This is a genomic window from Achromobacter sp. ISS7 (genome assembly GCF_056523125.1).
Genome location: NZ_JAWRZD010000001.1, coordinates 2,042,597 through 2,057,270 on the forward strand (window position 1 = coordinate 2,042,597; position 14,674 = coordinate 2,057,270).

The following is a 14,674-nucleotide window of genomic DNA, read 5'->3' on the forward strand; positions in this document are numbered from 1 at the left end:
GTCTTGATGGCCGCCATTGTCCCCCAGCGGGCGCCTCACGGCAAATAACCAAACGCAAAAGTCCCGTTATCACCCCGCAGAGACGGGCGTCAAGGGTTTTATTTTTTCCAAATTAACTGGACGTTACCGTCCCGTTTATGTGATGATGATTGCAATTGAGATTTCTTTTCATTTGCAACAGGTGTTGAAATGGCGATTGATGTCCGGGAAGCCGTGATCCTCGGGGCGGTTTCTGGTTTGCTGGCGGCCGGCGCGGCCCAGGCGCAGCAGGAAGCAGTGCAACTCAGTCCGGTGGTGGTCAAGGGCGAGTCCGCCGACCCGGCCGACAGCAGTGATCGCATCCTGCTCCCGACCACCACGTCGGCCACCAAGACCGGCACCCCGGTGCTCGAGACGGCCCAGTCGATCTCCACCATCACCCGCAAGCAGCTTGACGACCAGGCGCCGCAGACCGTCAGCGAAGCCCTGCGCTACACCGCCGGCGTGCTGTCCGACCGCGACACCAACTCGCGCTACGACTCGGTCTTCCTGCGCGGCTTCGGCGCCTTCGGCACCGCCACCAACTACGTCAACTTCCTCGACGGCCTCAAGCTGCCGCGCGGCCAGGCCTTCGCGCAAGCGGCCATCGACCCCTACCTGCTCGACCGCATCGACGTGCTCAAGGGACCGTCGGCGCTGCTGTACGGGCAGGTCAGCCCCGGCGGCCTGGTGAACCAGGTGAGCCGCCGGCCGTCCGACCAGGCCACGCACGAGATCCTGCTCGAAGGCGGCAACGATGGCCGCGCCCGCGCCGGCTTCAGCAGCCAGGGCGCCGTCAACGAGGCCGGCACGCTGCAATACAGCCTGACCGGGGTCGGCCGCTACGCCGACAGCCGCTACGACGGCGTGCGCGAAAGCCGCTACGCGGTGGCCCCGTCGCTGACCTGGCGGCCCAACGCCGACACCACCTTCACGCTGTCCGCGTACTACCAGAAGGACCCGGACGGCGATTACTTCAACTCGGTCTATCCCAAGTTCCTGGCGCCGTCCCAGTACAAGGACGACCTCGGCCGCCGCTTCAACGTGGGCGACCCCAAGTTCGACGCCTTCGAGCGCGAACAGCACGGCATCGGCTACCAGCTGGAGCACCGCGTCAGCCCGGCGCTGACGCTGCGCTCGCGCCTGCGCTACTCGGACGTCGACGTCGATTTCCGTTCGCTGCAGATGGCCGCGCCGCTGGCCGCCGACGGCACCATCGCGCGCCAGGCGCTGCGCTCGATCGAGGACGTCAAGGGCGTCGCGCTCGACAACCAGGCCCAGATCGACTTCGCCACCGGCACGGTGCAGCACACCGTGCTGACCGGCATCGACTACCAGCACACCCGCAGCAACTGGCAATACAACTGGGGGCCGGCGCCGTCCATCAATGTCACCAATCCGCAGTACGGCCAGCCGATCGGCCCGCTGATGACCATCATCGACAGCGGCCAGACGCTGCGCCAGACCGGCGCCTACGTGCAGGATCAGTTCCGCTTCGGCGGCTTCCGGGCGCTGCTGGGCGTGCGCCACGACTGGACCGAACAGGATTCCGACAACCGCCTGGCCAAGTCCAGCACCAACCAGTCCAGCGAAGCGACCAGCTACCGCGCCGGCCTGCTGTACCTGTTCGACAACGGCCTCGCGCCCTACGTCAGCTACGCCACCTCGTTCGAGCCCAATGTCGGCGTCAATGCGAGCGGCGCGCCGTTCGTGCCGAGCAAGGCGAGCCAATACGAGGTCGGCCTGAAGTACCAGCCGACCGGCGTGGATGCGCTGTTCACGGTGTCGGCGTTCGACATCCGCCAGCGCGACGCGCTGGTGCCGGACACCTTCGGCTTCAATACCCAGGACGGCCGCATCCGCTCGCGCGGCCTGGAATTCGAGGCGCGCGGACAGGTCACCTCCAACCTGGAGCTGATCGCCGCCCTGACGCTGCTGGACACCAAGGTCACGCAGGCCGCGGTCGAGGCCAACAACGACAAGCGGCCGCAGGCGGTGCCCACCTATTACGGTTCGGTGTGGGCCAACTACCGCTTCGGTTCCGGCGCGCTGGAAGGCCTGAAGGTCGGCGCCGGCGTGCGCACGGTGGGCTCGAGCTACGCCGACAACGCCAACAAGGTGAAGGCCGATGGCTACACCCTGATCGACGCCGCGCTGCGCTACGACTTCGGCGCCACCATCCCCAGCCTGAAGGGGCTGGAAGGCCGCTTGAACATCAACAACCTGTTCGACAAGACCTACTATTCCAGCTGCAGCTCCGACTATTTCTGCCAATACGGCAACGGCCGCCAGATCATCGCCGGCCTGAGCTACCGCTGGTAAGGACCTGACCATGGATCGACGCCGCTTCTGCGCGGGACTCGCATTGGCCGGACTGGGCGGCGCCCTGCCCGCCCTTGCCAGCCAACCGCGCACGCTGACCGACATGGCCGGACGCACCTTGCGGCTGCCCGCCGCGCCGCGCCGCATCGTGCTGCTGGAGGCGCGCGACATCCTCACCATGGCGCTGCTGCACCCCGATCCGGCGTCGCTGGTGGTGGGCTGGGCCGCCGCTGACCGCATCGACAGCGACGCGCTGCAGGCGCGCTTCGAGCGCAAGCGGCCGATCGCCGTGATCGGCAAGCAGGCGCCCACCACGATCTCGCTGGAAGGCATCGTCAACCTGGCGCCCGACCTGGTGGTGGCCAGCGCGTTCATGGCGCCCCAGGACGGCGCCAGCGGCCTGCTCCAGCGCCTGGCCGCGCTGGGCATCCCGGTGGCCTTCAGCGATGTCGCCAGCAACGCCGCCGCGCCCGCCGGGGCCGGCCCGATCGACACGCTGCACCGCAACCTGCGCATGTGGGGCGACATCCTCGATGCCGGCGACCGGGCCGCGGCCTATTCGGCCTTCGCCGACGAACGCCTGGCCGAGGTGGCGCGGCGGCTGGCGGGCGCCAAACCGGTGACCACCTACCTGGAAGTGCAATCCACGCCCGACGACTGCTGCTGGGCCGCCGGCAAGCAGGTCTGGGGCGAGCTGCTGGCGTTGGCCGGCGGCCAGAGCCTGCCTGGCGTGACCGCGCCCTGGTACCAGAAGCTGCAACTCGAATACCTGCTGGCCACGCCGCACGATGTCTACATCGCCTCGGGCGGCGGCTGGGTCTCGGGCGGACGCCCGGCCATCGGCCCCGGCATCGACCCGGCCCAGGGCCGCGCCGGCCTGCGGCGCCTGGTGGCCCGCACCGGCTTTTCCGCGCTGCCCAGCGTGCGCCAGGGGCGCGTGCATGGCATCTGGACCGGCCTCATCACGGTCGCGCCGTTCAATCCGCTTTTCGTCGAGGCCGCCGCCAAGTGGCTGCATCCCGACCGCTTTGCCGACTTCGACCCCGCCGAGACCCTGGCGACGATCAATCGCCGCTTTTTGCAGGAGCCGATCGACGGCCCGCTGTGGGTCTCCCTCCAGGAGTAAACCTTGTCCAAGCCCTCCACGCCGTCCTGTACGGCGTCGGCCATCATCGCCTTTCCCAAGCTGGCCGACTATCTCGAACCGATCCTGGCGGCCATCGCCACGCACGACATGACCGTGCAGGCCGACCACGACCAGCACATCGTCACCGCGCCCTTCGGGCACGCCACCCTGCAAGCCCGCCCGGGCGCGCTGCACATCCAGGTCGAGGCCGAAAACCCCGCCGCCCTGAACCGCATGAAGCACGCGCTGGCCGGTCCGATCGGCTTCATCGCCGCGCAGGAGCGGCTCGACATCCAGTGGCGCGGCGACGCCGGCGGCCTGACGCCGCTGGACGATCTGCGCATCCTGCGCGTGGCCTCGGTGCGCGACCTGACGCCGCACTTGCGCCGCATCGTGCTGCAAGGCGTCGACCTGGCCCATCTGGATCGTGCCGACCAGCTGCATTGCCGCCTGATCTTCGCGCCCAAGGGCGACGCCGAGGTCGCCTGGCCGATGCTGGACGGCCACGGCCGCGTCACCTGGCCCGGCGGCAAGATGCCGACCCGCGTCTACACCGTCCGCGCCATCGATCCGGCCGCGGGCGCGCTGACGATCGATTTCGCGCTGCACGCCGACGCCGGGCCCGCCACGCGGTGGGCGCAGGCGGCCGTGCCGGGCGACCGCGTCGGCGTCGTCGGCCCCGCGGCCGGCGGCCCCAAGCCGGCCTCGTTCCATGTGCTGGCGGGCGACGAAACCGGCCTGCCCGGCATCGCCCGCATCCTTGAATCGCTGCCGGCCGACGCGCGCGGCCACGCCTTCATCGAAGTGCGCGACGCCAGCGAGGAACTGCCGCTGGCCGCGCCCGCCGGCATCGCATTGCGCTGGCTGCACCGCGATGGCGCGCCCGCTGGCGCCACCACGCTGCTGCCGGACGCGGTGCGCGCGGTGTCATGGCCAAAGGCGCTCGACGACGCCTTCTTCTGGGGCGGATGCGAGCACAAGGCGTTCCGCGCCATCCACCGCTATCTGCGCCACGATCTGGGCCTGCCCGCCGACCGGCAGGTGCTGTATTCGTACTGGCACCGCACGCTGAGCGAAGAGCAGATCATCGAGATCGGCGCGCCCGCCTATCTGGCCGAATAAGCCCGGCCGGCATGACAGCGGGATGACAGAACGGTGACCGTTGCGGCCCGTTTCGTACAGCTATTATTAAGCAAGCGCCCCTACAATCCGGCGGGCCCCACAAGGGTTCGCCAGGGGCCGGCCGCAAGGCGCCAGAGGGGCTGAAATAGTTCTTCACCCCCTCTTGCAGCTTGACGGGAACTCACCCCGCCTCGCGCCTATCCATACCCTGTCCGCCGCTACCGATTCGCTTCCCATGCCGTCTTCCCAGCAGTCACCGAATCATCCCGATCAGGGCGGGGTCCGCATCCTCGCCGCCGACGCCGGCCAGGCCGCCGCCGCGCTCGAGCCCACGCAACAATTCCTGTCCGATCTCGGCCTGCGCGCCGCCGCCCGCTGCGACCAGCTCAAGGACGCCGCGCCCGGCGTGCGCGCCACGCTCAATCGCGGCTTCGCCGCCAGCTACCTGCCCGATCACGACACGACCCGCGTGGCGCGGGCGCTGAGCCTGCGCCCCGACGCCAACGAAGCCGACCTGGACCGCGAAATCGTCCTGGCGATGCTGGCCAGCCCGGTCACCTTCGACTTTCCCAGCGTGGCCGAACTGGCCTCGGCGGTGCGCATCCGCCGCTACATCGTGCAGGCCGCGGGCAAGACGGCCCTGGCCTTCGACACCGAACACGCCGAAAGGCCCGAGGATTACTGGACCTACGACGAAGCGCGCGGCTTCACCGTACTGCCGGGCCGCTCGCTGATCGACGGGCTGCGCAAGGCCACCCAGCCCGAGGCCTCGGGCCAGCTGTACTCGTTCTCGTGCTATCGCGCCACCGAATACGTCACCGTGCTCGGCATCGCGCAGGAACTGCAGGCGGCCAACCCAGAGCTGGGCCGCCGGCTGCAACGCCAGTGGGAAACGCGCGCCGTCATGTCCGGCAGCTTCCACGACACCTTCCTGCACGAGTACGGCGCGCTCGACGCGCCCTTGCCGCAGCGCTTCTACGTGCCCGGCGACCGGCTCTGGTTCCGCAACCCCGACGCCGAATCGTCGGACGTCGAAGGCTACGAGGGGTCCTGGGTGTTCTACCTGGGCGGCGGCCTGTTCAACAATTTCTGGGAACGCGGCGTGCCGTACACGCTGACGTCCAAGTGCGTCGAGATCTACCACTGGCGGCACGGCCTGCGCACCGATGCCGCCGGCAAGCGCTACATCGACGAGCAGATCGTCAAGGAACACGTGCACGCCACCCTGGCCGATCCCGAGGCCACGGCCGTCATCCTCGAACGCATGATGCGGATCCGCGACCCGCAGGGCGTGTACGCCGCGGGCGGCTGCATCGACGCCACCCGCGAACGGGTGCGCTGGGTCCGTCCCGGCCATTGCGACATCGTGCTGCCGGACTTTCCCGGCGCGGCGCGGGCGCTGTCCATCGCGGCCTGAGTCCCCCTGATCTTCCCTTGCGGGCGGCCGGCACGGCGCGCCGCTTGACGGCCGGGCCGTCATGCAACATCATATGTTTCTTGATAATGGCGCGCCCCCTGGCGCCCCCGCTCCGGAGATCCCATGTCCTTCACCAATACGCCCGGCGCCTCGGAAGACTACGCCGAACGCGTCGCGCGCCATGTCCCCGGACTGCGCGATCTGCACCGCATGATCGGCGTGCTGATGGCCGAGCAGGCGCCGGACGATGGCCGCCTGCTGGTGCTGGGCGCCGGCGGCGGACTGGAACTGAAGGCCCTGGCCGAGACGCGGCCGGGCTGGCGGCTGGACGGCGTCGACCCCTCCGCCGACATGCTGCGCCAGGCCAGCGCCACACTGGGCGAGCTGGCCCCGCGCGCGACGTTGCACCAGGGCTATATCGACGACGCGCCCGAAGGCCCTTTCGACGGCGCCACCTGCCTGCTGACGCTACATTTCCTGCCGGCCGCCGAACGGCTCAGGACCGTCCGCGAGGTCGCGCGCCGGCTCAGGCCGGGCGCCCCGTTCATCGTCGCGCATCACAGTTTTCCGCTCGAACGGCGCGACGCCTGGCTGGCCCGCAATGCCGCCTTCGTGGTGGCGGCCGGCGTGCCGGCCGAACAGGCCCGAAGCGGCATGCAGGCGATGAAGGAAAAACTGCCCGTGCTGGCGCCCGAAGCGGATGAAGCCCTGTTGCGCGAGGCCGGTTTCACCGACGTCGAATTGTTCTACGCGGCGCTGACGTTCAAGGGCTGGGTCTGCCGCAAAGCGTAAGGCGCCCGCGGCCTGGCGACCTCTGCCAGGCGCCTTCGCGTGTGAACGGCCCCTAGCGCTTGCCGAAGTCCTTCTGCTTGAAATCGGTCTCGCCGCGATAACCGTACAGGCGCGAGACGGCCTGGAAATCCTCGGGCGAGAAACCGGCCCACGAATAATTGCGGACGTTCTTCTTGCTCTGCGCATCGCGCACGTAGAACGACAGCGACGCCTTCTGCTCGGGCAGGTTGATCGCCTTGTGCAGCGACGGCACGAATTCATAGCGCGACGTGGGGTAGTTCTTCTTCACGCCCAGCAACGTGCTGACCTGGATTTCACTGTCGCTGAAGGCATAGCGGTTCACGAACACGTAGTCCTTGCGAATCAGCAGGAACGTGATCAGGCCGAGGGCCACCGTCGCCACGTAGAAGACCGGCGTATCGATATGGCGATCGACCGTGTAGCGGTAGGCGTAGTTGAAGACCAGCGACAGCAGGCCCACGGCGATGACCAGCTGTCCCAGTTGGGAAAACAGCCACTTGGCCTTGTTCTGGATGTTGACGATCAGCATTGCTGGGGTCCCTATGACGATTGTTATTGGAAGCACGGGATTGGCACGCGCGTAGTGTGCCGCAAGCCGGCCCGCCGCAACCGCCATGTCTACGCTTTGTTACCCCTTCGCCAGCTGCGCCGCCAGGGCCAGCGCCTGCGCCAGGAACGGCGAGGCGTCGTCCTTGCGATAGCTGGCGATCACCGGCGACACGAAGGCCTCGGCGTCGATGCGCACGTGGGCCACGTCGCGCCGCTGCAGGCGCTGCACCGACGCCGGCACCACCGTCACCCCCAGGCCGGCGGCCACCAGGCCGATCGCGGTCTGCAGTTCGTTGGCTTCCTGCGCCACCTGCGGCGCATGGCCGGCGGCGCGGAACAGGTCCAGCACGTGGTCGGCGAAGTTGGGCCGCGGCCGGGCCGGATACAGCAGGAACGGCTCCTGCGCCAGCCGGTCGACCGAGACGCTGGGGCAGGCCGCCAGCGGATGATGCAGCGGCACCGCCGCCATCAGCGGCTCGGTCATGAGCACGCGGCGCTCGATCGCCGGATCGTCCAGCAGGATGCGGCCGATGCCCAGGTCGATGCGGCCGGCCTTGAGCGCCTCCAGCTGCGGCAGCGTGGTCATCTCGGCCAGGCCGACCTCCACCTGCGCATCGGCCCCGCGCAGTTGCCGGATCAGTTCCGGCACGAAGCCGTACAGCGTCGACGGCACGAAGCCGATGCCGAACCAGCGGCGCCGCGCCTGGCCCAACCGGCGCGTGCCTTCCAGCACCTCGTCCAGCCGCGCGGTCAGCAGGCGCGACTGCTCCAGCAGGAAGCGCCCGGCCTCGGTCAGCCGCAGCGCGCGGGTGGTGCGCTCGAACAGCGCCACGCCCAGTTCCTCTTCCATCTGGCGGATCTGGCGGCTGAGCGGCGGCTGGGCCATGTGCAGCGCTTCGGCGGCGCGGGTGAAGCTGCCCTCGCGCGCCACCGCCTGGAAGTACCGCAGGTGCCTGAGTTCCATGGCTGATTCAAACCTTAAAGGTATCAATAGAGACCCATATAGTCTTGGACTTGGCGGCGTAACGCAAGCGATACTGCGCTTCACCTGAAGAACCTGCTTTGGAAAGTATGAATCCGGTAACGATAAACTCGGTCGAGGCGATCCTGGTGGACCTGCCGACCATCCGCGCCCACCAGCTAGCCATGGCCGTGATGCAGCGCCAGACCCTGGTGATCGTGCGCCTGCGCTGCAGCGACGGCATCGAGGGCATCGGCGAGGCCACCACCATCGGCGGCCTGTCGTATGGCGAGGAAAGCCCGGAAGGCATCAAGCTGGCCATCGACACCTACCTGGCGCCAGCGCTGGCCGGCCTGGACGCCGCCAACATCCACGCCGCGATGCGGCGCCTGGAAAGCGTGGCGCGCGGCAACCGTTTCGCCAAGTCGGCGCTGGAAAGCGCGCTGCTCGATGCCCAGGGCAAGCGCCTGGGCGTGTCGGTCTCGACCCTGCTGGGCGGCGCCGTGCGCGCCAGCCTGCCGGTGCTCTGGACCCTGGCCAGCGGCGACACCGCGCGCGACATCGAGGAAGCCGAGTCGCTGCTCGCCAGCCGCCGCCACAACACCTTCAAGCTCAAGGTCGGCCGCCGCGCGGTGGCCGACGACGTGGCCCACGTGTCACGCATCAAGCAGGCGCTGGGCGACCGCGCCCGCGTCACGGTGGACGTGAACCAGGCCTGGAACGAGGCCGACGCGGCCGGCGCCATCGCGCGCCTGGAAGCGGCCGGCGTCGACCTGATCGAACAACCCATTCCGCGCGCCAACCTGGCCGGCATGGCGCGGCTGGCGGCGCGCTTCGTGGTGCCCATCATGGCCGACGAGGCCGTCAACGGCCCCGAGGACGCGCTGGCCATCGCGCGGCTGGGCGCGGCCGACGTGCTGGCGCTGAAGATCGCCAAGTCGGGCGGCATCCACGAAATGCTGCGCACCGCCGCCGTCGGCGACGCCGCCGGCATGTCGCTGTACGGCGGCACCATGCTGGAAGGCTCGGTCGGCTCGATCGCCTCGGCCCACGGCTTCGCCTGCCTGCCGCGGCTGTCGTGGGGCACCGAGCTGTTCGGCCCGCTGCTGCTCAAGGACGACATCGTCGCCAACCCGCCCAGCTACCGCGATTTCGAGATGCAGATTCCCACCGGTCCGGGCCTGGGCCTGGCACTGGACGAAGACAAACTGGCTTTCTACCGCAGGGACCGCTGACGCGCCCTGCCCCACGGCTGTTCCCGCGCGCCGGCCACGCATCGGCGCGCGGAAAAATAATTCAAGCACACGGAGACACACCATGCCTTTGCGCCACGCTTTCAAACACCTCGCCCGGGCCTGCATGGGCCTGGCCCTGCTCGGCGCCGCCAGCGGCGCCATGGCCGACGGCTATCCCGACCGGCCGGTCAAGTGGATCGTGCCGTTCCCGCCGGGCGGCGCCATGGACAGCATCGCCCGCACGCTGGGCGAGTCGATGGGCAAGCAGCTCAACACCTCGTTCATCGTCGAGAACCGCGCCGGCGCCGGCGGCAACATCGGCGCGGCCAGCGTGGCGCGTTCCAAGCCGGACGGCTACACCATCCTGATCGTGGCCAACGGCATGGCGGTGAACCCCGCGCTGTACGCCGACCTGAACTACGACCCGATCAAGGACTTCGCGCCGATCTCGCTGCTGGCGGTGGTGCCGAACGTGCTGGTCACCAACCCCGCGCGCAATGACGTCAAGAGCGTGGACGAAGTCATCGCCAAGGCCAAGGCGCAGCCCAACCACTACACCTATGCCTCGGCCGGCGTCGGCACCTCGATCCACCTGGCGGGCGAGCTGTTCGTGTCGATGGCCAAGATCGACATGCTGCACGTGCCCTACAAGGGCAGCGGCCCGGCCATCGCCGACTTGCTGGGCGGCCAGGTGGACTACATGTTCGACAGCGTCACCTCGGCCAAGCCGCACATCGAAGCCGGCAAGCTGCGCGCACTGGCCGTGACCACCGCCAAGCGTTCCGCCGCGCTGCCCAACGTGCCCACCGTGGCCGAAAGCGGCCTGCCCGGCTACGAGCTGATGCCCTGGTTCGCCGCCTTCGCGCCGGCCGGCACGCCGCCCGAGGTCGTGGCCAAGCTCAACGCGGCCATGCGCCAGGCCTTGAACGAACCCAAGGTCAAGGCGACGCTGGACTCGATCGGCGCCGAATCCATCGGCGGCACACCCGACGAACTGCGCGACTACCTGGCCAAGGAAACCGCGCAGTGGAAGGTGCTGGTCAAGGAACGCAACATCAAGATCAACTGAGTCCCGGGGGGCAGGCGACCGGCATTCAGGCCGGCGCGGCCGTCGTATCCAGCAGGTGATCGACGATGGCCAGGATCTGCTCGGCGGCTTCGGCGATGTGGTGTTCCAGCGCCGCCTCCGCCTCGCCGGCGCGGCCCTGGCGACAGAGCGCGATCAGGGCGCTGTGCTCGTCGTGGGCCTGCTGGCGGATCGGCGCGTTGACGATCTGGAAGCGGAAGTAGCGTTCGGATTTTTCATGCAGCGCGCGCACCATGGCCAGCGCCGCCGGCCGCTGCGCGGCGCGGTACAGCAGTTCGTGCAGCTGCCAGTTGAGCCGGCCCCACTGCTGCGGCTCGGCGCTGTCCATCTGCGCCACGATGCGCGCGGCCTCGTCCAGGTCCTCGGGCGCATGCTGCGAGACCGCCAGGCGCAGCAGCCAGGGTTCGAGCCGCAGGCGGATATCGAAGAACTCCTGCACTTCGGCGCGCGACAGCATCGAGACGTAGGCGCCGCGGTGCGCGATCATGTCCACCAGCCCCTCGGCGCTGAGCTGCCGGATCGCCTCGCGCACCGGCAAGCGGCTCACGCCCAGCTCCTCGGCTAGCAGTTCCTGGCGCAGGGCGGAACCCGGCGCGATCGCGCCGGACAGGATGCGGTCGCGCAGTGCGTCGACCACCAGGTCGACGGCGGTCTTGCGCACCAGGCGGCCGGTGGCGCCGGCGGCGGGACGGAGTTGGGTAGCGCTGGCGGAAGAGGAATTCTGGGACACGTCACATCCGGTGGAGAACCCCGCCCGGCGGACGCCGGACGGCGGCGGGCTCGCGGTCACTTCACGCCACGCCCAGGAAAACCCCGAGAGACAGCCGGTATCCGCAGCCCGTTTAATGTGAGTATATTGGATCCATGATCCAGCAGATATCGCCGCCGTTATCCGGGCGGCGGGCCGAGGCCTAGTGCCTCGTTTTTCTGGTGTTTTTATTTTGGATCCAATATCCAATAAATACTCCGACGGTATGGACCGGACGGATCACGCAACAGGAGCGGCAGCATGAGCATTCAATGGCAAGGCGTATTTCCCGCGGTCACCACCAAACTGAAGCCCGATTTCTCCCTCGACCTGGACGCCATCCGCCAGGGCCTGGAGCGCCTGATCGCCAACGGCGTGGGCGGCGTGGTGATGATGGGCATGGTGGGCGAGAACGCCCAGCTCTCGCCCGAGGAGAAGATCGAGGTGCTGCGCACGGCGGTCGACACGGTGCGCGGCCGCGTGCCGGTGGTCTCGGGCGTGGCCGAGACCTCCACCGCACGTGCCGCGGCCTTCGCCCGAAAGGCGGCGGAGATCGGCGTCAACGGCCTGATGGTGTTCCCCGGCCTGACGTACAAATCGGACGAACGCGAAACAGTGGCGTTCTACCGCAGCGTGGCGCAGGCCAGCCCGCTGCCGATCCTGCTGTACAACAACCCGCGCGGCTACGGCGTGGACCTGACGCCGGACCTGGTGGCGCAGTTGCTGGAAGAACCGACCATCGTCGCCATCAAGGAGGAATCCTACGACACCACCCGCGTCACCGACCTGATCACGCGCTTCGGCGACCGCATGGCGGTGGTCTGCGGCGTCGATGACCTGGTGCTGGAAAGCGCCGCGCTGGGTGTCACCGCCTGGGTCTCGGGCATGGCCAACGCCGTGCCCAAGGCCTCGGTGGACCTGCTGCGGCTGGCGGCCGAGGGCGATTTCGCGCGGGCCCGCAAGCTGTACGCGGCGCTGACGCCCCTGTTCCACCTGGACACCGTGGTCAAGCTGGTGCAGCACATCAAGCTGGCCGAGCACCTGATCACCGGCAGCGCCGAAACCGTCAAGCCGCCGCGCCTGGACCTGGCCGGCGCCGAACGCGAACGCACCCTTGCCATCACCCGCCAGACATTGGCGGACCTCTCAGCCCTGGGCTACTGATACCGGAGCCACCATGACCCGCACCCGCCTGCCCGCGCTGGCCTTCAGCGCCCTCTCCTTCCTGGCCTGCGTCGCGGCCGCCCCCGCCGCGATGGCGGCCGACTACCCCAGCCGCTCGATGGAGCTGGTGGTCGCCTACCAGCCCGGCGGCGGCAGCGACAACACCGCCCGCGCCATCGCCGAGGCGGTGCGCCCGCCGTTGCTGGCGCAACCCACCGTGGTCATCAACAAGCCCGGCGCCAGCGGCTCGATCGGCTGGTCGTATGTGGCCAACGCCCAGCCCGACGGCTACAAGCTGGTGCTGATGACGCCCGAAATGCTGGTGGTGCCGCTGATGGGCATCGGCAAGACCACGGTCAAGGATTTCCAGCCGATCGCCCGCTTCACCGACGATCCTTCGTCGGTCACGGTGCGCGCCGACTCGCCATGGAAGACGGTGGAGGAATTCCTCGACTACGCCAGGAAGAATCCGGAGCGGGTGGCGGTGTCGAACGCCGGCATCGGCACCGTGCCGCACATGGCCGCCGCGGCGCTGGGCGAACAGACCGGCGCCAAGTTCGTGCACGTGCCCTACCAGGGCTCGGCCCCGGCCATCATGGGCCTGCTGTCCGGCGACGTGCAGGCCACCACGGTCGCCTATGCCGAACTGCAGCAGCACGTGGACACCGGCAAGCTGCGCACCCTGGCCGTGATGGCGCCGAAACGGCTCGACACCCTGCCGGACGTGCCCACCATGAAGGAACGCGGCGCCGACCTGCAGTTCAGCGTCTGGCGCGGCATCGGCCTGCCGAAGTCGGCGCCGGCCGACGCCATCGAGAAATGGCGCGCCGCCGCGCGCCAGGTGGCGCAATCGCAGGATTTCCAGGCGCTGATGCGCAAGCAGAACCTGACGCCCTCCTACGCCGACCAGCCGCAATTCGCGGCCGACGTGGCCCGCCAGGAGCAAGCCTTCAACGCGCTGGTGCCGAAGCTGAACCTGAAACCCTGACGCGGGAACCCGAGAAGCGAAAAACAAAAACCCCGGCTCCAGGCCGGGGTGGGAATCAGGTTTTATAGCAACGAACGCATCCAGAGCTGAATGCCGCCGCCGCGGCGAGCCATCACTCCACCGTCGCCCCCGACTTCTTCACCACCTCCGCCCAGCGCGGAATCTCCGTGGCCATCAGGGCGCGCAGTTCGTCGGGCGTGCTGCCGACCAGTTCCATGCCCATGGTCTTGCCGAGCTTTTCCTGCACATCGGGCTCTTTCACGATCACGGCGATTTCGGCGGCGAGCTTGTCGAGGATGGGCTTGGGCGTGCCCTTGGGCGCGTACACCGCCTGCCACGACGCCATCTGGAAGCCGGGCACGCCGGCCTCCTGCATGGTGGGCACGTCCGGGGCCAGCGAGATGCGGTCCTTGGTGGTGACGGCCAGCAGCTTGAGCTTGCCGGTCTGCAGCAGCGGCAAGGCGGCGGTCATCTGGTCGAACATGAACGTCACCGCGCCCGAGGACACGTCGACCATCGCGGGCGGCGTGCCCTTGTACGGCACGTGCGTCAGCGGCACGCCGATCATGCTGGAGAACAGTTCGCCGGCCAGGTGGGTGGAGGTGCCGGCGCCGGACGAGGCGAAGGTGCGCTTGGACGGGTCCTTCTTGAGCAGCGCGATCAGGTCGGCCACCGAGTTCACGCCCAGGTTCGGATCGACCAGCAGCACGTTGGGCAGGTAGGCGATCAGCGAGACCGGCTCGAAGTCCTTGACCGGGTCGTACTTCAGGTTCTTGTAGAGGCTGGCGTTGATGGCGTGGGTGCTGATGGTGCCGCCGAACAGCGTGTAGCCGTCGGGCGCGGCCTTGGCCACGTAAGTGGCGCCGATGCCGCCGGCGGCGCCGGGCTTGTTCTCGACGATGACGTTCTGGTGCAGCCGGTCGCCCAGCTTCTGCGCCAGCACGCGGCCGACCACGTCGGTGGAGCCGCCCACGGTGAACGGCACCACGTACGAAATCGGCTTCTGCGCCGGCCACTCGGCGGCCGCGGCCGGCAGCGCCCACGCGCCCAGCAGCGGTCCTGCCAGCAGCGCGGCCAGCGCGCTGCGACGTTGCTTGTTCATGCTTGTCTCCTGCCCTCTGTGT

General features: G+C 68.8%; 13 protein-coding genes. 9 read left to right on the forward strand and 4 right to left on the reverse strand.

Features of this window, described 5'->3' with window-relative positions:
* Nucleotides 1-189 precede the first annotated feature (189 nt).
* The 5 genes from AC1HFW_RS09180 to AC1HFW_RS09200 all read left to right on the forward strand — a co-directional run bounded on the left by AC1HFW_RS09180 (nt 190) and on the right by AC1HFW_RS09200 (nt 6,797).
* The gene (locus AC1HFW_RS09180) at nt 190-2,340 is read left to right on the forward strand and encodes a TonB-dependent siderophore receptor (protein WP_479282874.1); all 2,151 of its coding nucleotides are present in this window, start codon (nt 190-192) and stop codon (nt 2,338-2,340) included.
* Between the two features lie 10 nt (nt 2,341-2,350).
* Nucleotides 2,351-3,466 carry an ABC transporter substrate-binding protein gene (locus AC1HFW_RS09185; RefSeq protein ID WP_479282875.1) on the forward strand — a complete coding sequence of 372 codons (1,116 nt, stop codon included), beginning with the start codon at nt 2,351-2,353 and terminating at the stop codon, nt 3,464-3,466.
* A gap of 3 nt (nt 3,467-3,469) precedes the next feature.
* Complete coding sequence (locus AC1HFW_RS09190; RefSeq protein WP_479282877.1) at nt 3,470-4,588, forward strand: DUF2218 domain-containing protein; 1,119 nt, start codon at nt 3,470-3,472, stop codon at nt 4,586-4,588.
* A gap of 235 nt (nt 4,589-4,823) precedes the next feature.
* Nucleotides 4,824-6,005 (forward strand): hypothetical protein, encoded by a 1,182-nt coding sequence (locus tag AC1HFW_RS09195; protein ID WP_479282879.1) that lies wholly within the window; start codon nt 4,824-4,826, stop codon nt 6,003-6,005.
* A 123-nt stretch (nt 6,006-6,128) separates the two neighbouring features.
* Nucleotides 6,129-6,797: a class I SAM-dependent methyltransferase gene (locus tag AC1HFW_RS09200; RefSeq protein ID WP_006395202.1), complete on the forward strand. Its 669-nt coding sequence runs from the start codon at nt 6,129-6,131 to the stop codon at nt 6,795-6,797.
* Nucleotides 6,798-6,849: 52 nt separating this feature from the next.
* On the opposite strand, the gene AC1HFW_RS09205 is transcribed toward AC1HFW_RS09200, so the two are convergent.
* Both AC1HFW_RS09205 and AC1HFW_RS09210 read right to left on the reverse strand, forming a co-directional pair.
* Nucleotides 6,850-7,347, reverse strand: a complete 498-nt coding sequence (locus AC1HFW_RS09205) for a hypothetical protein (protein WP_061071109.1) — start codon at nt 7,345-7,347, stop codon at nt 6,850-6,852.
* A 99-nt stretch (nt 7,348-7,446) separates the two neighbouring features.
* On the reverse strand, nt 7,447-8,331 hold the full coding sequence (locus AC1HFW_RS09210) for a LysR family transcriptional regulator (protein WP_479282880.1): 885 nt from the start codon (nt 8,329-8,331) through the stop codon (nt 7,447-7,449).
* Nucleotides 8,332-8,438: 107 nt separating this feature from the next.
* Here AC1HFW_RS09210 and AC1HFW_RS09215 point away from each other — a divergent pair, with 107 nt between their 5' ends.
* The gene (locus AC1HFW_RS09215; protein ID WP_061071108.1) at nt 8,439-9,563 is read left to right on the forward strand and encodes a muconate/chloromuconate family cycloisomerase; all 1,125 of its coding nucleotides are present in this window, start codon (nt 8,439-8,441) and stop codon (nt 9,561-9,563) included.
* 82 nt (nt 9,564-9,645) lie between these two features.
* The gene (locus AC1HFW_RS09220; RefSeq protein WP_061071107.1) at nt 9,646-10,632 is read left to right on the forward strand and encodes a Bug family tripartite tricarboxylate transporter substrate binding protein; all 987 of its coding nucleotides are present in this window, start codon (nt 9,646-9,648) and stop codon (nt 10,630-10,632) included.
* A gap of 25 nt (nt 10,633-10,657) precedes the next feature.
* Here the strand turns inward: AC1HFW_RS09220 and AC1HFW_RS09225 are convergent, their stop codons facing one another.
* Entirely contained in the window at nt 10,658-11,380 is a 723-nt protein-coding gene (locus AC1HFW_RS09225; RefSeq protein ID WP_479282882.1) for a GntR family transcriptional regulator, read from the reverse strand.
* A 279-nt stretch (nt 11,381-11,659) separates the two neighbouring features.
* Between AC1HFW_RS09225 and AC1HFW_RS09230 the strand changes: the two genes are divergently transcribed.
* Nucleotides 11,660-12,562: a dihydrodipicolinate synthase family protein gene (locus AC1HFW_RS09230; RefSeq protein WP_479282883.1), complete on the forward strand. Its 903-nt coding sequence runs from the start codon at nt 11,660-11,662 to the stop codon at nt 12,560-12,562.
* A 13-nt stretch (nt 12,563-12,575) separates the two neighbouring features.
* Nucleotides 12,576-13,550, forward strand: coding sequence for a tripartite tricarboxylate transporter substrate binding protein (locus AC1HFW_RS09235; RefSeq protein WP_006395209.1), 975 nt, complete (start codon nt 12,576-12,578; stop codon nt 13,548-13,550).
* A gap of 112 nt (nt 13,551-13,662) precedes the next feature.
* Here the strand turns inward: AC1HFW_RS09235 and AC1HFW_RS09240 are convergent, their stop codons facing one another.
* Nucleotides 13,663-14,652: a Bug family tripartite tricarboxylate transporter substrate binding protein gene (locus AC1HFW_RS09240; RefSeq protein ID WP_006395211.1), complete on the reverse strand. Its 990-nt coding sequence runs from the start codon at nt 14,650-14,652 to the stop codon at nt 13,663-13,665.
* Nucleotides 14,653-14,674 lie beyond the last annotated feature (22 nt).